Below are 18,995 nucleotides of genomic sequence, written 5' to 3'. Positions count from 1 at the left end.
CGGTCCGTTCCTTTCCCTTCTCAAGCACCGGCATCATACCCGCTGCCGGGGAAAAGGGGCGGGCCATCCTATAAAGAAGTTTAAGGGATTGTGCAGGCGAGCGCGTATAGGACACGTGCAACCCACAGGAGTTTTTCGGATGCGTGACAATCACTCTCTTGATGCGGTGCTCGGAACCCTTTCCGCCACCGGCACCAGCGAGGTCCCCGCGGACTTCATGGATGGCGTTTGGCAGCGCGCCGGACAGCTTGGCGAAATCGCCGACCGACGCCGCCGGACGGCTCTGTTCGTCGGTCTGTTCGTCGTCGGGCTTGGAGCTGGCGCCGGAACGAGCGGTTGGCCCGGCGGCTATGGCACGTCTTCCGCGTCATTTGGCGAGAGTCTTATCCTCGGCGAACAGCTGTCCCCATCGGCGCTCCTCCATGTGGAGCAATAGGGTTTGAAGACGACGCATATCGTTCTCGCGGTGCTTCTCGCAGCACTTGCAGGATGCCTCGGCGCGATTGCCGCGGACCGCTGGGCCAATCACGAGGCTGGCTCCGGCCTCCACGATTTCGTGCACGACGAACTCACCCTGACGGCCGACCAGGAGCAGCGTCTCGATGCGCTCGAGGCTCGTTTCGCTGTCGAAAGGGCACGGCTCGAAGGATCGGCGCGTGCAGCCAATGCCCGGCTCGCCCAGGCGATGGAAACCGAGCATGAGTACGGTCCCGAGGTCTCGGCCGCGATCGACGAGGTGCATGCACGCATGGGCGATCTGCAGAAAGCAACGGTGCGCCATGTCTTCGACATGCGCGAAATTCTCGAACCCGAGCAGCAACGCCAGTTCGACCGCAAGGTCTCCGACGCCTTGACCCGCGACCCTCGCGACTGAAGCGCCATGTCGGGGGCGGGCGACAATCCGGATGAGGCCCTTGTTTCGCAGGCGAGGGCTGGAAACAAGCGGGCTTTCAGCCAACTCGTCGAGCATGAAACTGGTCGGCTTCTCGCGCTCGTGACACGCATGCTTTCCTCTCCTTCTCAGGCCGAGGACGTTGTTCAGGACAGCCTCGCTTCGGTGTGGCTGACGCGCCATCGGCTTGATCCGGACAAGCCGATCGGACCCTATCTGACAACCGTCGTCCTCAACCGCTGCCGGGACCGTTTGCGCAGGCGCAAGGTCGCGGGCTTTTTCGGACTGTCGGGTGATGACGAACTCCATTCCATCGCCGACGATTTGCCGGGTCCTGAAGCGTTGGCCGTTTCCAGGGAAGAGCTCAATCTCGTTCAGGCCGAGATCGCGCGAATGCCTGTAAGGCTGCGCGAAGCGCTTGTGCTCGTGACCATCGAGGGGCGTAGCCAGGCCGAGGCGGCCGATCTTCTCGGAACGACCGAAAAGGCGATCGAAACCCGCGTATATCGCGCGCGCAACAGGCTGAAGGAGCGCTTCGAAAAACTTTGGGGGGTTGGCTGGGCGCGCGCGTAAGTAACGGTAAACGCCAAGTCAGGAGCCCTTTATGATCGCCGTCAATCGACGCAAGTTTCTCGGAGCCGGAGCAGGAGGAATGGGTCTGCTCGGCCTTGCCGGGGCGATGCCTGCCTGGGCACGGGGCGCGGACATCCTCGCAGGTAACGCCCGCAAGGGGCTGGACGAGATATCCGGCCCCAATATCGACCTCACCGTTGCCCGATCGGCCTTCGCGACCGGCAACAGGCGCGGCGGCGCGATCGCCGTCAATGGCACGATCCCCGGTCCGCTGTTGCGATTGCAGGAAGGCACGACCGTCCGGCTCAATGTCCATAACCAGCTCGAGGAAGATACCTCGATCCACTGGCACGGTCTGCTCGTGCCGTTTCAGCTCGATGGAGTGCCTGGCGTGAGCTTTCCCGGCGTCAAACCGGGAGAGACCTTCACCGCCGAATTTCCGGTTCGCCAGTCGGGTACCTACTGGTGGCACTCGCATAGCGGCCTGCAGGAACAGGCCGGGCATTACGGCGCGATCGTGGTCGACCCCGCCGGACCCGATCCGGTCCAGGCCGACCGCGAATATATCGTGGTGCTGAGCGAATTCAGCGAAATGTCGCCCCACACGATTTTCGACAAGCTCAAGAAGGGCGAAGGCTACTTCAACTACAACCAGAACACCTGGACCGACGATTACCCGCTTTCGGGCGAGGATCGCCGGATGTGGGCGAAAATGCGCATGATGCCGACGGACATCCTCGACGTGTCGAGCGCGGCTTATACCTATCTTCTGAACGGCCATGGCCCGCTCGACAATCTGGAATACCTCTTCCGCCCGGGCGAACGCGTGCGGCTGCGCTTCATCAATGCCGGCGCCATGACCTTCTTCAATATTCGCATTCCCGGCCTGCCGATGACCATCGTTCAGGCGGACGGGCAGAACGTCGAGCCGGTGGAGGTCGACGAGTTCCAGATCGGTGTGGCCGAGACATACGACGTCGTCGTGACGCCGGGCGCGCAACAAGCCTACACGCTGGCCGCGGAGTCGATGGACCGCTCGGGCATGGGTATTGCCACACTCGCGAGCGCAACCGGCGCTCGCGCCGCCATTCCGCCGCTGCGCGATCCGCCGCTTCTGACCATGGCCGACATGGGCATGAGCGGCATGGACCACGGCTCGTCTGGCGATGCCGGCATGTCGGGCATGGACCACGGAAGTGGCGGCGACATGGCGGGGATGGATCATGGTTCGTCCGGCCAATCCGAGATGGCAGGCATGGCCGGCATGTCGGGGATGCAGATGCGCGACACGTCGCTTCTGCCGCCCGATGTGAAGGTCGGGCCCGGTCTCGACATGGTCTCGATGAACCCGGTCGACCGCATGGGCGATCCCGGCATCGGTCTCGCCGATGTGCCGCATCGTACGCTCGACTATCGCAAGCTGCGCGCTCTGACTCCACACCGCGAGGGCCGCACGCCGTCCCGGCGAATGGAAATTCATCTGACCGGCAATATGGAGCGCTACATGTGGTCGTTCGACGGCAAGAAGTTCTCCGCCGTCTCAGACGAGCCGATCCGTTTCGCCTATAACGAGCGCGTGCGCGTGAAGCTCGTCAACGACACGATGATGGCGCACCCCATTCACTTGCACGGTCATTTCTTCGAGCTGGTCAATGGCGCGCCGGCCGATCGTCAACCGCTCAAGCACACGGTAATCCTGCAGCCGGGTGGCAGCGCGCAGTTCGACCTGACGGCGGACGAGCCGGGCGACTGGGCCTTCCACTGTCACCTTCTCTACCACATGCATGCCGGGATGTTTCAGATCGTCACGGTCGCCAATCCCGACGGGAGCGAAGCATGAAAATTCGTATTGTCAGCCTGCTCGCATCGGTCGCAGCCGGCTCAGTTCTCGCCTCCCCCGCGGCGGCGCAGCATGCCGGTCATTCGCCGGCGGAGCCGCAGCAAAGCGCCGAGGCGCAGGCTGACGCGAAGACGAAGTGCGAGGAAGAAGCCGAGCGCCATCGCGCGATGGGGCATCCGGTTGCAGATGGAGCATGCGAACCGGCTGCTCAACCTGAAGCCGCCATGGACCGCTCGCAGATGGATCACTCAACCATGGATCATGGTGCGATGACCGCTCAGGATGGCCATTCTGGCATGACAATGCCTGTGGACGCTGCCCGTCCACAGGCATTGCCCGAAAGTCATGAAGGAATGGATCACGGCTCGATGCCGCAGGGCAAGCCCGCCGAAGGCGCGATGGATCATTCGCAGATGAATCACGGCGAGATGGGTCAGGCGGAGGCCAGTTCGTCGATGGACCATGGGCAGATGGATCACAGCCAGATGAACCATGGGGAGACGCCTTCGCAGGACAGGCAGGGCATGGACCATTCGGCGATGCAGATGGGCTCGGACGATGATATCCCGCTGCTGCCGCCTCCTCCAGAAGCAGGGAGCGGCCCAGCGCGCGCGGCGGTCGCCATCTGGGGCGAGGAAGCCATGAACGAAGCGCGCCGCGAGCTTGTCCGCGAGACCGACGGAGGAATGCGCTTCTGGTTTCAGGGCGACCGGCTCGAGTACCGCGCCCGCGAGGGGAAGGATGGATATCTGTGGGACATCCAGGGATATTATGGCGGCGACATCGACAAATTCTGGTTCAAGTCCGAGGGTGAGGGCAGCTTCGGCGAACCCATAGAAGGCGCCGAGGTCCAGGCGCTCTGGAGCCGCGCCATTGCGCCCTTCTTCGATTTCCAGGCGGGTGTTCGCCAGGACCTGACCGGTCCGGAACGCACGCACGCGGTTATCGGTATCCAAGGGATCGCGCCTTACCAGTTCGAGGTCGATGCCGCGGCCTTCGTCTCCACCAAGGGCGATGTGACGGCGCGTTTTGAGGGCGAACTTGATCAGCGCATCACGCAGCGGCTGATCCTTCAACCGCGTGCCGAAATCGCACTTTCCGCTCAGGATATTCCCGAACTCGGCATTGGCGCTGGCCTCGACCGGATCGAGGCAGGTCTGCGTCTTCGCTACGAGTTCGCACGCGAATTCGCGCCCTATGTCGGCGTTTCCCAGGAATGGCGCATCGGCGACAGCGCGGATTTTGCGCGGGCCGCCGGAGAGGATCCGAGCGTCACCAATTATGTCGTCGGTGTGCGATTCTGGTTCTGAAATCTCAAAAAGGATAGAACTTCCATGACCAAGACTTTGACACGCATCGCGGCGACTGCGCTTGTTGCCACGCTGATACCGCTGCCAGCCTTCGCGCAGCAGATGGACCACTCTTCCCATGCGAACCATCAGATGCACGCGATGGACGCTTCGGCGGACGATGTCGCGGGCGCTGAAGAAACCCTCAAGGCCTATCGCACCGCTCTTGAAGCGCGCGACGCGCAGGCAATGCGCGCGCTCTTCGCCGAGGACTCGGCGATCTTCGAGAATGGCAAGGCCGAAGGAAGCTTTGCCAATTACATGGAGCACCATTTGGGCCCCGAGCTCGACGCGATTGTGAGCTTCACCTTTACCGACCCCACGCTGACCGTCACCCGGATGGGGCACATGGCCCATGCCTATGAGACGTATGGCTATCGCATCGAACTTAGCGATGGCCGGGTGATCGAGCGCGACGGCGTGGCGACATCGGTGCTTGCTCACGATGCGGACGGGTGGAGAATCGTCCAGTACCATTCCTCGTCGCGCGCGCCGCGCAACTGATTACGGCTTTCGAAGAGGTAGCACCGGTTGGCAACGCCGTCGCTGAAGCTGCGCCTGCATGTGCTCGGCAGCAAGATCCACAAATGGCTGGCGATTTTCGTCGGTGTCCAGGTTCTCTTGTGGATGGGAACCGGCGCCCTCATGTCGTTTCTCGACCTGGAAGAAGTTCGCTCCGAACATGTCGTTTCGCGTGAACAAGAGGCGCTGCCCGCCGATGCCCCGCTCCCGGCCTGGGTCGCAAACGACGGTACTCTTGCAGCGGTAACGACACGTTCGCTCGACGGCGATGCCGTGACCGAGGTCCGCAAGGTTGACGGTAGCGTGAGCCTCCACGATCCGGTGACTGGGCGTAAACTCTCCCCCATCTCGGCGGCAACGGCAAAATCCATCGCCTTGCGCGCATGGACCGGGCCGCGCACGACCATCGAGGCCGCACGGATCGTCGATGACCCCATCGGAACCGAGTTTCGCGGCCCTTTTCCGGCCTGGCAGGTCACCTATGCTGACGAGGCTTCGACGCGCATCTACATCGATGCCGCCAGCGGCACGCTCGGGGCAGCGCGCAGCGATACATGGCGCCTGTTCGATTTCATCTGGGGCCTCCACATCATGGACTGGACCGAGCGCGACCGCATCAACAGTTGGTGGCTGCTGCTGTTCGGCATTGGCGGCACGATCATAGCCCTGTCGGGTTTCGTCCTGCTGGCGAACCGGATGCCGAGGCTGCGCCGCCGCGCAAAGAAGAGCAAGCTCGCCTGAGCCCATGGGGCTTATTCGCGTGGGCGAACGCTTTACCCTCGTTCGCCAGGCCGAACGCGGCCAGGAGCCGAATGCGTTCGACGATCGCGATGATGCCGCCAGCAAGCGTGACCACCCGGGCGCACTTCAGTCGCGCTGAACTATCAAATTAATGCGAGGGGCACGCGGCTGCCGTGCGTATCAGGCACATAGGTCGCACTTTAACTGCAGGGTCGGGAGACATACGAGACATGAAAGCCCCCTCATTTCTGGCGCTGCTCGCCGCAAGCCTGCTCTTCGTCGGACCCGTTCAGGCTCATGGCGACGAAAAGCACGGCGAAGAGGCGAGCGCCGCGCCTGCTGCCACCAATGGCGATGTGCACGACCAGGCGGCCATGGCGCAGATGGGCGAGACTGCGGATGCTGGCGAGTCCTCCGGCGCGCACGATGAAGCGGGCGCAGCCCATGACGAGGCCGGTGGCCATGCGGATGAGAGCGAAACCGGCGTCATGGCCGTACTGAAAAAGCTGCATCCGGCAACGATCCACTTCCCGATCGCCTTGTTTTTCATGGCTGCGGCCACCGAATTGTTCGTGATGCGCCGGAAAGGAGCGGGCCTGGAAAGTGCGGTGCGCGTACTCGTCTACGGCGGAGCAATCGGCGCAGTCGTCGCAGTTCTGTTCGGATGGATTCACACCGGTCTGTGGTTCGGCGGCGATACTGTCATGCAAGTCCATCGATGGACCGGTATGCTGATCGCGGTTCTCGGTATTGCGATGGCATACCTCGCGAGCAGGCCGAGCCAGAGCCGCGCATGGTTGCGCGCGTCGATCTTCTCCATGGCGGCACTCGTTCTCATCCAGGGGTTCCTTGGCGGCGAGCTCGCGCACGGACCGGACCATCTTGGCGTTTCGTGGCTCTGAAGGAGTTGAATAACATGCGAATTCTGAAATCGAACACCGCGATAGCATTTCTCGCGACCGCGCCATTGACGTTCGCTCTCGCCGCTTGTGACCAAGCGCAGGAGAGCACACCGGCTGCTGAGGTTTCGCCTATGGGCGGAACTGCGGTGATGCCTGGCACGGCACCCGAGGCGGGTCTTGCAGACCCGGCAACCTCTCCCTCCGAAAATGAGGCAGCGGCCGCACGTCAGGACGCTCTTTCGACAATTGGCGCCGCCACGCCTGCGTCACGGCGCGCTGTCCCGCCCGCATCACGCGCAACTGCCACACCCGCAGCGCCAGCAACGCGCACGCAACCCGCGAGCGAGGCGACCCCGCCCGCCGATCCCCATGCGGGCCATGACATGTTCTCGATGGCCGATCACGACATGGACAGCATGTGATCGGGCGCGTTCCCCGGTGACACGGCTATTCAGGAGATACCCTGGGCAGGAAACCGCAACGAACATCGCAAGATCAGGAAAGGACGGCCCCGCCTCCCCCCGAAGCCCTGCGGGTCGCAGGTGCCCCCAAGGGGCCGTCCAGGAACCCCGCGTGAAGCCCAACCCGACTCGCGGGGTTCCGCTTGCCCGGCTTTGCTGTCCCGGTGCCAGGCGCTTGCCGGCATGGCATTGTGCTATGTGAGCAGCGCGCAGAAAATCGCCTCGATGATTATGAAAGCAACCGCATCTGTCGGAATCGGGAAAAGCCGGAGCGTTGTCGGCTTGGGAGGACGAAGGTAAGCGGTTCACTTAGCGTCTATGGATTGAGCCCGAAGTACAACGGCCGCATTCGTCCAATCGACGAGCAGAGTATTTCATTCGATCTCATACGCAAAACCAGCGCGGAAATAGACGGATATCCGCCAAAAAGGGCTGCTAGTCGCTGCCAATCGCAGATCCGTAGGCGGAGACCTAAACTGCTAGCGATTGGTGATTGATCGCTTTTTGCCGTGGATTGAGAGTTTGGCCGAACGGCTTGTCTGCTTGAGAACAACACTAATAGCCGACTGACCGCTAGCGGCCCAGTGCCGGTCGTTACTGCGACTCTGTCGCTCCGGTCGGGCAAGCGACCGATATCGGGCCGTGAGTTGCCAGGCAGCTTATATATTGCAGAGAGTACCAAAGCCGACGTTCGAACCAGCGGTACTGTCGATGTAAACGCGAGGCTCTACTAGCCGGCAGAATGGGGCGGTAGCGGAAAAGCAGGTTTTGGCAAACGGACGCGACGGGCGAGAGGGTGCAGCGGCAATGTTTCAACCACGCTGTAGAGCCACGGCAGGCGCGGAAGGCTTAGTGCCCGAATTCTCGATCGGCAATGTCACAGCAATGACACGCGGGGCTAAGGAGCCTGCCACCAAGTCGGCGAGACCGGCACATTGGCGGCGTGCAGCTCGGTGACAAGCTTGCGCTGCCATCCTTCCTGATCATCGAAGGGCACATAAACGATGCCATCATAGTCGGAAGGCCGTTCGACGTTCGGCGGAACGAGCGCGCAAACGCGATCGGCGCCGAGCTGGCCGATGAAGAAGCCCATCTCGAAAATCACGTTCTGGCGCGGGCGCGGCGCGGGATCGGCGGGCGCCACGCCGGCCGGCAGAAGCCCCGGACGCAACTGGCCCAGATCATCGGGCGTCATCAGGATGACAGCGTAGGCGGCGCCATCGGCCTCCTCCTGGAACTTGGTGAGGATCGACCGACCCTGATTGGGGCGCTCGCTCAGGATGATCACGCCGAGGCCGACACGGGTTTCTAGGAACCGCGCGACCGCATGTTTGGCGGCCTCGTCACGGCCATGGACGAGAAAGACCTTGGCTGGCACGACATCAACGGCGGGCGCGGCTTCCGGCTCGGCCGGCGCTGCGACCGCCTCCGGCGCGGCGTCCGGGATCAGCCCCTTTTGGCGCAGGATCGCGTAGAGATCGCCTGCCTTGACCGCCCAATGGGTGCGGCTGAACTCGAAATCAGCGAGCTGCAGATCCCATTTGGTCGCCGCGATCTGCTCGAGCGAGAGCGCCGGCACGTCCTCGTCGAACTCAAAGATCACACGAAATTCCGAGCCGCGCTGCTGGATGCGCTTGATCGTGCCGAGGCGCGGCGTGCCTTCGGTGTGCTGCTCGTACATGAAAAGGGTGGGAAGCTTGGCGAGCTCCTCCAGCGCGTCTGGGGTCAGCGCCTTTAGGGCATCGCGAATGACGTCCTCGGTATATTCGAGCATCCGGGTGCGATCCCAGACATAGACGCCTTCTTCCCAGGCATTGTCGCCAGCGGTGACCATCACATTATACATTGGCGCCCGAACCTTCCCCGTCCGACGGCGGATCGGAGCCGATCCCGCTCCAATCTTCTGCCCAATCGCCATCCTCGCGCGAGCCGGCCGGATAGACTAGCGCGTAACCCTTGGGCGTCTCCCATTGTCCCAGGCTGTCGAGCACTTAGGCGCGATCGAGCGTCCGCCCGACCCCGACGCGCAGCACCGCGATGGTCTCGTCCCATTGCGCGAACAGGATGGCGATGCCGGCGCCGCCGTCATCGTCGACCTCATGTGCCGTGATCGCGAGCGCCGCCCCGCTCACGACGAAGCCGCGCTCGGACAGCGCCGTCAGCTTCGCACGCCCCTCGAGCTCGCTGCGAGTGATGGCGAGCGGTGTTGCCGGGGCGCCATCGCCGACCAGCCCGGCGCAGAAATCGTGGAACGCCTCCAGCATCTCGGCCTGATCCAGGGTGTCGAGCTCGTCGAACCCGAAATCGAGACGCGAGCAGCCCGTCATCAAGCCGACCAGCGCGCGGCCGCCATTGATCGTCGCGAGCGGCAGATAGGGGCGGTCATCATTTGGCGCGGCGGTCAACGCCTCGGCGGTAATGTCGAACGCGGCGGCGATCGAGGCGATGGTGTAGGCGCTGACCTTTTCGCCGCGTTCGATCCGCTGCACCGACGCGACGCTGCGCCCCGCCAGGGCGGCGAGGTCTTCCTGTGTCAGCGCGCGGGCGGCGCGCAGCGCTTTGATTCGGTCGGCGGTGGCCTGCATCAGCGGCGAAGCAATCATAGTGGCGTCTCCGTGTCGATGCGTTTTCATCGCGCGGTCGCCGCCCATCAGGCCACGTCAGAAATCCTTCAGCGCCTCCGCAATCGCGGGCACAGTAGGGCCAGCGAAGACTCGAGAGTAACGACCCATGGCCAAAGTGACGTTCGGCAACCGCCAGGCCGGCATCTTGTGTAATCTCCCTACCGAGCGGCGACTCGACCTGATCGCTGAAGGATTGCCGGTGATCCTCGCCAGCGCCGAGAGCTTCTGGACGGCGGCCGCCAGCCTGACGCAGGCGCCCCGCGAAGCCCGCGTGCTTGAAGGGTTCGCCGAGGAGGAAGCCGCCAAGATCCTGATCCTGATGGATCTGGTGCGCTGCCCGCCCAAGCTAGTCGCGAGCCTCAGCGGCAAGATCGTGCGGACCTTCTACGATCACCTCGGCCGATTGATCTATGGTGACGCGCAGAGTTGGCGTCCGGTCGATGTGGCGCAGCTGCGCGACTATGTCGATAACACGCGACAGGGCCATTATCTCGAAGGCTATGCCGGCGAATATATCGTGCCGAACTGGAGCCGCTATAGCCGCGAGGCGGCGATGTACGCCGATATCGAAGTGCTCGATAATGGCAGCGCGCACTGGAGCGAGCCGCTGCAATTCGGTTCGGTCAGGAGGCCAAGCGAGCCAGCCGCGCTGATGCTCGGCAAGGCGATGGCGGCGGTGGGGATGTTCACCCGCGCGGGGCTGCAGGCGGTCGCCGAGGTCTGGGGCGAAGTCGAGTTCGTCGACACGCAGGGCTATACCGAACAGGAAAAGCTGACGCAGGCGATGTTCGAACGGCTCGATGCGGCGCAGGTCGTAACGGAGGCGGCCAGCGCCGATCACGTCAGGTTGCTGCGGCATTATTGGCAGCTTCCGATGTACCACCTCGACTTCAAGGAGGCGGCGGTGCCGCTTGAGACGCTGCAGGCGGATCGCGAGGCGCAGCTTTGGGCCGAAGCCGGCTATGGGCCGGAATACGGCTGATTGTCGGCCGCCTCCCAGCGCTAAACCTGGCGAGAATACGCGGCACGGCGACTTTCTCGACCTCCAGATGGCTTCGTCAGCAGCGAAATGACGCCTCGTAAGACGCCATGACATCAAGGTCCAAGAAGCGCGAGGCGGCGTCTTTTCATCCGACGCCGTGCCTCAGCCGCTTACAGCAGAGTATAAGTGATCGCCTGAGCCTGGTCATAAAGGCGTCACGGAGATGGCCACCACGATCTCGACCAATGGCTCCTGTTGGGGTTACAGGGCGTCTCACGAGCGACCGGAAAGGGCGCCTTGCTGCCATCTCTGCGTTGGATGAACGAACGACCGCTCCAGCCAGGTGGCCGCCCGGAAGCGGACTTACCGGACAGTCCGACAGCGCCGCCATTCCACCCGCATCGTCCGCTTTCAGGCTGCCGGCAGCGAGGGTTTCAACGACCGAGATGGGCGCAAGCCGCCTTAAAAAGGATTGATCATCCCAGTGTAGCGTGCTTCAACAGCCTCGTTGCGTGACCAACTGGTACAGCAGCATGGTACAGCAGTGGTTTCTGTGGGAAGAAAAATCCTCGGATTTCCGCCGTTTTCTGAGTTCCAAGACCCCTCCACGACTCGAACCTGCTCTGACCCTATCTGGGGGGAACGACCCGCGAAATTGTGATATATACGAATGGCGATCGGTCGGTTGACTGGGGCGCAAGAGCATCAGAACCGAAAACCGGTCGCTTGCGATTAGTACATCGGGCGGGCCTATATGCCTCCGCCTCGGCACCCGGCTTGAGCGTCCAAACCAACATGTCGGGATAGAATGAAGGTCACCTGGTCACCTTTTCCTCGTCCGGAAGCGAACTCGTCACCCCCGTTACCGCTCATGTGGTTGCTCGCTTGCACTGCGCATGAGACGATCACCGTCATCCCAAGTTCTGCGCCGGCTGCCTTGTCCTGGGCGATCTGCGATCAGATGCCATCGCAGGCGTCTCTTCTGTCTAGCGACAAATACGCATTACCACCGGCAGATGGTCGGCATAGTCTGCCCAGGGCAACCAACGAAGCTCGCAGCGGAGTGAGTGTGGATCGGAAGGGAACAGTATGACGATCGCGCTTAACGGGTTATATCGATGCCGGCTGCTCACTTTCACACGGTGGTCGTGTTCCATCTGGGCGATTTTCGCCGCGCTCACTGTGCCAACGCTACCTTCGCCGGCCAGGGTCGTTCCCGCAAGGGAAGATACCTCGACCACCAAGCTCGCGGGTGTCTGGTCATTTGATGGCCGATCCGGCTGTAAGTCGGGGATGGCCTGGGTTCTTAATCGCAACGGATCTTACAGCGAAATCCGATTGCCTGACCAGACGCCGCTTGGCGGAGGAAAGTGGTATGAACGCGGCGATACCATCTATTACTCATTGCCGCGAGTACTGACAGCGGCCGCGGGACGGCCCGACAAGCGTATGGTCATTATAGAGCGCGGCCCGCGGCGCCTGGTGGCCGTGACGAACCGCAGGGTTCGTCATGTGATGCACAAGTGTCCGGGATGATCGAATGCCTTCGATCGAGATGTGCGAAACGTTCTGGCCCAAGCCCGAAAAGGGACCAAAAACGAGAGTGGAGTTCGAAGTCACACGTCGAGCATTGCCCCCTTATTGGCATATGCAGGATTTCGCTTCTTGAGTTGTTCCCACTACGTCACGGAAAACTGACCCATCATGCCTTCGTCCTCGTGCTCCAGGATATGGCAATGGAACAGGAAGGGCGCTTTTGAAGCAGGCTGGTCGAAGCGGATTAATAACTCGACCGGTTCGTCCACGACGATGGTGTCACGTGGCCCCTGATCAAGAAGATCTGGTTCCTCGCCATCGCGACGTAGCACGTCGAAGTGCACTCCATGAATGTGGAAGGGATGGGCCATTTTCTGCCCGGAGACTTTCCATATCTCGACGGCGCCAAGCTCGACTTCCTCATCGATGCGATCAATATCGAATCGCCTGTGGTTGATCGTTAGCGGCTCTTCGTCGCTATCCATCATACCTCCCAGCCTCATGTTGAGCACCAGACGTCGCCGTGCGACGACCGTCGCCGGATCTGGCACCGCGCGGGACGCCAGGAGGAGCGGAAGCGTGGTGCTACCTCGCTTACTCGATGCCAAGCGCGGTGAAAATGTGAGGACAGTTTCATCCCCTGCGTTGTTTTCGCTAGCCTCGTGCCGATGCATCATGCCCATGCCATGCATCCTGAGGGTGCTTTGGTCCGGAGCCGATACCAACGAGACCGGTTTGCCATCGCTGAAGTCCACCAAGATCTCAGCCCGCTGACCGGAGGCCAGAGTGAGGGACTGCAATTCAACGGACTTTTCCAAAAGGCCGCCCTCGGTGCCGATCCAATAAAAGGCTCGTCCGTCGCTGAACGAAAGATCGTAAGTCCGGGCATTCGAACCATTTACGAGCCGCAGCCGCACTAAGCTTCTGGGAACGTCTGCTCGCGGGTTGTACGCGCCGTTTACGAGAATAACGTTGCCCCGCCTCCCGTCCAGCGCCACCATCATGCCCGCCGGTAACACCAGACGGCCATCCACGAACTGCCGATCCTGGATCAAGATTGGTAGATCGTCGACGCCGTAATCCGAAGGCAAACCGAGACCTTGCTCTTCCTCGTCGGTGACGAAGAGCAATCCCGCTAGGCCTGCATAGACCTGCTCCGCCGTTCGGCCGTGTGCATGCGAATGATAAAAGAGAGTGGCCGCCGGCTGACGGATCGGCAGCGTCGGACGCCAAGTCTCGCCTGGACTAATGGTCTGGTGGGGGCTGCCGTCCAGCTCTCCCGGTACGAGCAGCCCGTGCCAGTGAACCGTGGTATCAGCAGACAGATTGTTGCTGACAGTCACCGTCACGTCGTCCCCGCGATGTACCCGCAGAGTCGGGCCGAGATAGCTTCCGTTGTATCCCATGGTGGCGCTCCGCCGCCCTGGGAAGAAAGTGGTTTCCCCTTCCTGCGCCCTCAGTCCAATTCTCTGCCCATGGTCGCGTGCATCTAACAGGCGAGGAATGGGCAGCGTGCCTGCTTGGTCCGGCGTCGCAAATCTGCGCGTGCATGCCGCCCCCAGCAGGAGGCCTCCGCCCGCCAAGACAGTTCGCCGGCTCAGAAAAGTCATTTCGAAGCCCCTCCTGAGCAATCGTGAAACTGACGCAAACGCGCTTTTCTCGATCCGATGAGATCCACCGAGGCGAAGCGCCGCTCTTCCCTTAAAGGGCGCGCGGGAGGGCAATATCCGTAATACCCGAACCGATCGCTTTTGTGCCCGCCCCCTCTGGGAAGACAAAATTGCCCTTCTAAGCTGGTTGCGGCCCTCGCCAGTTGATCAATAATCAGCCAGGCGAGCGTTCAATCACTGCGGCACCGATCCGAGCGAGCGTCTATTCCGACAATTTAGCCTGGGCCAGTCCGAGTGGCTGGTTCGGCGGTGGGCCTTGCCACGATCGCGCCGAAGCAAAAGCGGCGTGCGATTTACGTTTCGCTGTTCGCCACTGCAGCAGGCGGCGTCGCTTTCCAGTGCTCGGGCTAGGCGGAGGCTTTGATGGCCGCCGTCGTCGGTCATCCGCGCCCAGCTTTTGCTAGTAGCCGAACTAAAGCTGACATTGCAGGCTGACCGCCAGCTTCGCAAATTACGTATACTGCCACCTCCAGGCCGATACCATCTCAACGGCAAGCTCCCTGGGGAGCGAGAATCGACCGGGCATGTGTCCGGTCGCACTGAAACTCAGACTTGAAGGAATCATATTTGCGCAAGAAAGCAGCGATTATCGCTTCGCTCGCAGCCTTTGGCGTCCTTGCCGTCGGCGCCGGGCCAGTTCTCGCCGATGGGATGCCGCCGGGCATGCCCGACCTTGAACAGACGCTCAAGGCGAAGCCGGCGCCGGCTCGGTCCGACACGGCCCAGATGCAAGGCATGCGACACCGCGAAGTACGGATGCACGGTGAGATGATGCAGGACCATCGGATCGCTATGCGGGAGATGGGAACCCAGGACGGAGCCTCCCGCATGTTGCATAGGTCGCGGGGCGGTTGCTGACCCTGCATTAAGCCAGCTCCGACCACGAGGCTGGGCGGCCAACGACCGTGGCCTAGTTCAACCGCAGCTTTGGCCCGCCGTTCTCCCACGGCGGGCCAATTGGCTTTTGCACTTCGCTGCCGGCCGCCATCAAGCGGGATCATGAATTCGCTTGAACTTGGGCCATGGTCCACCCCGCACGATCCCGCGCATGCTTGTCGCGATCCAAAGCGGATTCGTAAGTTACGTATACAGACTGCGTCTCGCTAGCAGCATTGAAGCTTCGGAATTGCCGGGATCGGAACGTCGACCGGGCAACAGGACGAACACTCGGAGACCCTCAATGCGACAGACGACATTTCGCGCGGCGACCATCAGCCTCTTCGCGACGCTAACCTTCGCCGCCGGCACCGCTCTCGCCCAGTCGACGCCCGCGCCCGCGCAGACTGCGCCGGCCCATGCCCACCAGCAGGGCATGGATCATGGCGGGCAGCAGATGCACGATCAGATGATGAAGGAACATCAGGCCGGCGCGCAGAAGCAGCAGCGGCAACCGGCCCAGCAGGATCAACAGGGCATGTCGGGGATGGCCGGCATGTCCGGCGGGTCGCCTGCATCGAACGGCTCGGGCATGGCCGGTAAGGCGAAGAGTGGCTGCTGCAAGATGCCGATGAAGAAGGCCAAGCCGGCCGCGAAGAAGACCGCCAAGCCCATGGCCGACAAGCCGATGAGCGACATGTGAAGTTTCCAGCCCCGATAAAACACCCCCCGGGGCTGAGGGCCCGCCGCCGCCCCCGCGGCGGGCCAGTTCTTTGACGATGCCCAGCGTCGCCCCGTGCTCCCAACTTTCAAAGCCGGGACCGAGCAACTGACGTGAGAGAGGAAACAGTGATGCGAAAACATCTTGGCGTCGGTGCTGCTGTTGGCTTTCTGCTCTTTGGCAGCACGCCGCTCCTCGCACAGGGTATCGGCCATAGCTTGTTCATGCGCGGCAAGATCGTCCGTACGGATGCGGGCGGCACAGTGGCCTGCCTGGGCAAAGCCGATGGCGCGCACATCGGGCAGATACTCGAAGTCTATCACGCAACGCCGCGCCACCGCCGCCTTGTCGGTCATGTCGAAGTCGACCAGATTTTCGACGACCATTACGCTCATTTCCGCGTGAGGGACGGGACGCTTCAGAAAGGCGATTGGGTGAGCCTAAAGCGCGTCCGGGCGTAACGCCAGAATTGGAATGCCAAGCGCCGCCCTCCCCAAAAGAAGAATCAGCCGAGTAGCGTGTCTCGGCATAATTCCGATCATGCGTGCGCGAATAGGTTCGGGAGTCGATGAATACTCATCGGCTCCGTTGGCGTGTCTGACCCTCAAAGACCGCGACACCGATACCAAACTACCTTCTGCGGAACTTACTTATAGGCCGCCCGGGCAAAGAGATTACTCCGTCAGGCCATCGATAGAGATGGAGTCAGGTAATGTTCGAGAAGGCGATCGGGACCATCAATGCGGCGGCCTCCTTCCGACACCGCTATGATAATTTCATCGGTGGTCGATGGAATGCTCCTGCGAGCGGCGAGTATTTCGCCGACAAGAGCCCGATCAATGGTGCCCAGATCGCAGAGTTCGCGCTGTCGACGCCGGAAGATGTCGAGCGCGCGCTCGATGCGGCGCACGCTGCCAAGGATCAATGGGCAAGAATCGCCCCCGCCGAGCGCGCCAGGATTCTCAATCGTGTCGCCGACCGGCTCGAGGATAATCTGGAGCTGCTGGCGCTTGCCGAGACGATCGACAATGGCAAGCCGATCCGCGAGACGCGTGCTGCCGACGTTCCGCTTGCGATCGACCATTTCCGCTACTTCGCCGGCTGCATCCGGGCGGAGGAAGGCGGCATCTCGACGATCGATGCGGACACCATCGCCTATCATTTCCGCGAGCCGCTCGGCGTCGTCGGCCAGATCATCCCGTGGAACTTCCCGCTGCTGATGGCGGCGTGGAAGATCGCGCCGGCGCTGGCGGCGGGCAACTGCACCGTCATCAAACCCGCATCCCAGACGCCGCTCACCTTGCTGATGTTCGCCGAGCTCACCGCCGACATCCTGCCGCCCGGCGTGCTCAATGTCGTCACCGGCCCGGGACGGACCGTTGGCCAGGCGATCGCCGCCAATCCGCGCATCGCCAAGGTCTCGTTCACCGGCGAGACCGTCACCGGCAAGCAGATCATGCACGCCGCGGCGGACCATCTGATCCCCCAGACGATGGAGCTTGGCGGCAAGTCGCCCAACATCTTCATGGCGGACGTGCTCGACGAGGACGATGCCTTCTTCGACAAGGCGCTCGAAGGCTTTACTTTGTTCGCCTTCAACAAGGGCGAGGTCTGTACCTGCCCGTCGCGCGCCCTGATCCATGAGTCGATCTTCGACCGCTTCATCGAGCGCGCCGTGGCGCGCGTCGCCGCGATCCGCCAGGGCGATCCGCTCGACCCGTCGGTCCAGGTCGGCGCGCAGGCGTCGGAGGACCAGCTCCACAAGATCCTGGGCTATATCGATATCGGCAAGGCCGAGGGCGCGCAGTGTCTGGTCGGTGGCGCCAGGGCGCTGCCGGGCGGTGCGCTCGACCAGGGCTATTTCGTACAGCCGACCGTGTTCGTGGGTCAGAACCACATGCGCATCTTCCAGGAGGAGATCTTCGGTCCCGTCCTGGCGGTCACCACCTTCAAGACGGTCGAGGAGGCGATCGCACTTGCCAACGACACCGCCTACGGTCTTGGCGCGGGCGTCTGGACCCGGAGCGGCAACACCGCCTACCGTCTGGGCCGCGCGATCGAGGCCGGGCGGGTCTGGACCAACTGCTATCACCAGTACCCCGCCCATGCCGCCTTCGGCGGATACAAGGCGTCGGGCTTCGGGCGTGAAAATCACCGGATGATGCTCGACCATTATCAGCAGACCAAGAACCTGCTCGTCTCCTATGACGAGCACGCGCTCGGCCTGTTCTGACCCCTCGCTCAAAAGGAGAAACGGACATGGCGAAAACCATGAAGGCGGCGGTCGTCCGCGAATTCGGCAAGCCCCTGGTCATCGAGGACGCGCCGATCCCGACGGTCGGCCCCGGGCAGATCCTGGTCAAGATTGCGGCAACCGGCGTGTGCCATACCGACCTGCACGCGGCAGAAGGGGACTGGCCGGTCAAACCCAACCCGCCCTTCATTCCTGGCCATGAAGGCGTCGGGCATGTCGCCGCCGTCGGTGCGGGCGTCACCCATGTGAAGGAAGGCGACCGGGTCGGCGTGCCCTGGCTCTACACCGCCTGCGGGCATTGCGTGCATTGCCTGGGTGGCTGGGAGACGCTTTGCCACGAACAGCAGAACACCGGCTATTCGGTCAATGGCAGCTTTGCCGAATATGTCCTCGCCGATCCCAACTATGTTGGTCACCTTCCCGACAATGTCGACTTCCTCGACATTGCGCCGATCCTCTGCGCGGGCGTCACCGTCTACAAGGGATTGAAGGCCACCGAGGCCCGACCCGGCGAGTGGGTGGTCGTCTCAGGGATCGGCGGGCTCGGCCACATGGCGGTGCAATATGCCCGTGCCATGGGTCTCAATGTGGCCGCGGTCGACATCGACGATAGCAAGCTCGACCTCGCTACACGCCTTGGCGCCACACTGACGGTCAACGCGCACAGCGAGGACCCTTCGGCAGCGCTCAAGAAGGCGATAGGCGGCGCGCACGGAGCGCTCGTCACCGCCGTTTCGCCCAAGGCGTTCCAGCAGGCGCTCGGCATGGTCCGGCGCGGCGGCACGGTCGCGCTCAATGGTCTGCCGCCGGGCGACTTCCCGCTGTCGATCTTCGACACCGTGCTGAACGGCATTACCGTGCGAGGCTCGATCGTCGGCACGCGGCTCGATCTGCTCGAGGCACTGGCGTTCGCCGGCGACGGCAAGGTCAAGGCCACGGTCCATGCAGACAAGCTGGAGAACATCAACGACGTCTTCTCCCGCATGCACCATGGCGACATCGAGGGCCGGATCGTCCTCGACCTCGCCTGAACCCGACTTCGCGAAAGTACA

19 protein-coding genes are annotated in these 18,995 nt (G+C 62.5%); 14 read left to right on the top strand and 5 right to left on the bottom strand.

All coding sequences use genetic code 11. The features are described 5' to 3' along the window. Positions 1-139: 139 nt before the first annotated feature. The 9 genes from LL253_RS17245 (at position 140) to LL253_RS17210 (ending at position 6,819) form a co-directional block, all read left to right on the top strand. Positions 140-436 (top strand): hypothetical protein, encoded by a 297-nt coding sequence (locus LL253_RS17245; protein ID WP_009823994.1) that lies wholly within the window; start codon positions 140-142, stop codon positions 434-436. Between the two features lie 3 nt (positions 437-439). Then, a complete protein-coding gene (locus LL253_RS17240) occupies positions 440-874 on the top strand; it encodes a Spy/CpxP family protein refolding chaperone (RefSeq protein WP_009823993.1) in 435 nt (144 codons plus the stop codon). Positions 875-880: 6 nt separating this feature from the next. Further along, positions 881-1,465 carry an RNA polymerase sigma factor gene (locus tag LL253_RS17235; RefSeq protein WP_009823992.1) on the top strand — a complete coding sequence of 195 codons (585 nt, stop codon included), beginning with the start codon at positions 881-883 and terminating at the stop codon, positions 1,463-1,465. 31 nt (positions 1,466-1,496) lie between these two features. After that, positions 1,497-3,305 carry a copper resistance system multicopper oxidase gene (locus LL253_RS17230; RefSeq protein ID WP_037544129.1) on the top strand — a complete coding sequence of 603 codons (1,809 nt, stop codon included), beginning with the start codon at positions 1,497-1,499 and terminating at the stop codon, positions 3,303-3,305. Next, positions 3,302-4,615 carry a copper resistance protein B gene (locus tag LL253_RS17225; RefSeq protein ID WP_009823990.1) on the top strand — a complete coding sequence of 438 codons (1,314 nt, stop codon included), beginning with the start codon at positions 3,302-3,304 and terminating at the stop codon, positions 4,613-4,615. Before LL253_RS17230 ends, LL253_RS17225 begins: the two co-directional genes overlap by 4 nt. A gap of 24 nt (positions 4,616-4,639) precedes the next feature. After that, entirely contained in the window at positions 4,640-5,158 is a 519-nt protein-coding gene (locus tag LL253_RS17220; RefSeq protein WP_009823989.1) for a YybH family protein, read from the top strand. Positions 5,159-5,185: 27 nt separating this feature from the next. Further along, positions 5,186-5,917 carry a PepSY domain-containing protein gene (locus tag LL253_RS17215; protein WP_009823988.1) on the top strand — a complete coding sequence of 244 codons (732 nt, stop codon included), beginning with the start codon at positions 5,186-5,188 and terminating at the stop codon, positions 5,915-5,917. A gap of 4 nt (positions 5,918-5,921) precedes the next feature. Continuing rightward, positions 5,922-6,056 carry a hypothetical protein gene (locus tag LL253_RS19860; protein WP_266101055.1) on the top strand — a complete coding sequence of 45 codons (135 nt, stop codon included), beginning with the start codon at positions 5,922-5,924 and terminating at the stop codon, positions 6,054-6,056. Positions 6,057-6,147: 91 nt separating this feature from the next. Beyond that, positions 6,148-6,819, top strand: a complete 672-nt coding sequence (locus LL253_RS17210; protein ID WP_009823986.1) for a DUF2231 domain-containing protein — start codon at positions 6,148-6,150, stop codon at positions 6,817-6,819. A gap of 1,359 nt (positions 6,820-8,178) precedes the next feature. On the opposite strand, the gene LL253_RS17205 is transcribed toward LL253_RS17210, so the two are convergent. Genes LL253_RS17205 through LL253_RS17195 form a run of 3 tightly spaced genes read right to left on the bottom strand, consistent with a single transcriptional unit; the run spans position 8,179 to position 9,883 of the window. Beyond that, the gene (locus tag LL253_RS17205; protein WP_009823985.1) at positions 8,179-9,126 is read right to left on the bottom strand and encodes a TIR domain-containing protein; all 948 of its coding nucleotides are present in this window, start codon (positions 9,124-9,126) and stop codon (positions 8,179-8,181) included. Then, the gene (locus tag LL253_RS17200) at positions 9,119-9,271 is read right to left on the bottom strand and encodes a hypothetical protein (protein ID WP_228223032.1); all 153 of its coding nucleotides are present in this window, start codon (positions 9,269-9,271) and stop codon (positions 9,119-9,121) included. Before LL253_RS17200 ends, LL253_RS17205 begins: the two co-directional genes overlap by 8 nt. Next, positions 9,272-9,883, bottom strand: a complete 612-nt coding sequence (locus tag LL253_RS17195; protein ID WP_228223031.1) for a helix-turn-helix domain-containing protein — start codon at positions 9,881-9,883, stop codon at positions 9,272-9,274. Between the two features lie 127 nt (positions 9,884-10,010). Between LL253_RS17195 and LL253_RS17190 the strand changes: the two genes are divergently transcribed. Continuing rightward, positions 10,011-10,886 (top strand): hypothetical protein, encoded by an 876-nt coding sequence (locus LL253_RS17190; protein ID WP_009823983.1) that lies wholly within the window; start codon positions 10,011-10,013, stop codon positions 10,884-10,886. A gap of 1,679 nt (positions 10,887-12,565) precedes the next feature. Here the strand turns inward: LL253_RS17190 and LL253_RS17185 are convergent. Beyond that, positions 12,566-14,032: a multicopper oxidase family protein gene (locus tag LL253_RS17185; RefSeq protein ID WP_009823982.1), complete on the bottom strand. Its 1,467-nt coding sequence runs from the start codon at positions 14,030-14,032 to the stop codon at positions 12,566-12,568. Between the two features lie 621 nt (positions 14,033-14,653). Next, positions 14,654-14,875 carry a hypothetical protein gene (locus tag LL253_RS17180; RefSeq protein ID WP_009823981.1) on the bottom strand — a complete coding sequence of 74 codons (222 nt, stop codon included), beginning with the start codon at positions 14,873-14,875 and terminating at the stop codon, positions 14,654-14,656. 397 nt (positions 14,876-15,272) lie between these two features. On the opposite strand from LL253_RS17180, the gene LL253_RS17175 reads away from it, so the two are divergent. The 4 genes from LL253_RS17175 (at position 15,273) to adhP (ending at position 18,974) form a co-directional block, all read left to right on the top strand. Then, on the top strand, positions 15,273-15,671 hold the full coding sequence (locus LL253_RS17175; protein WP_021224453.1) for a hypothetical protein: 399 nt from the start codon (positions 15,273-15,275) through the stop codon (positions 15,669-15,671). A gap of 149 nt (positions 15,672-15,820) precedes the next feature. Then, positions 15,821-16,150 carry a hypothetical protein gene (locus LL253_RS17170; RefSeq protein WP_021224454.1) on the top strand — a complete coding sequence of 110 codons (330 nt, stop codon included), beginning with the start codon at positions 15,821-15,823 and terminating at the stop codon, positions 16,148-16,150. A 251-nt stretch (positions 16,151-16,401) separates the two neighbouring features. Beyond that, positions 16,402-17,922: an aldehyde dehydrogenase family protein gene (locus tag LL253_RS17165; protein ID WP_009823976.1), complete on the top strand. Its 1,521-nt coding sequence runs from the start codon at positions 16,402-16,404 to the stop codon at positions 17,920-17,922. Positions 17,923-17,948: 26 nt separating this feature from the next. Next, positions 17,949-18,974: an alcohol dehydrogenase AdhP gene (gene adhP / locus LL253_RS17160; RefSeq protein ID WP_007683342.1), complete on the top strand. Its 1,026-nt coding sequence runs from the start codon at positions 17,949-17,951 to the stop codon at positions 18,972-18,974. Positions 18,975-18,995 lie beyond the last annotated feature (21 nt).

Source organism: Sphingobium soli (assembly GCF_020782245.1).
In the GTDB taxonomy this organism is placed as follows: domain Bacteria; phylum Pseudomonadota; class Alphaproteobacteria; order Sphingomonadales; family Sphingomonadaceae; genus Sphingobium; species Sphingobium soli.
The sequence above is the reverse complement of the archived record's forward strand: the minus strand, read 5'-3'. Positions and strand labels throughout refer to the sequence as shown.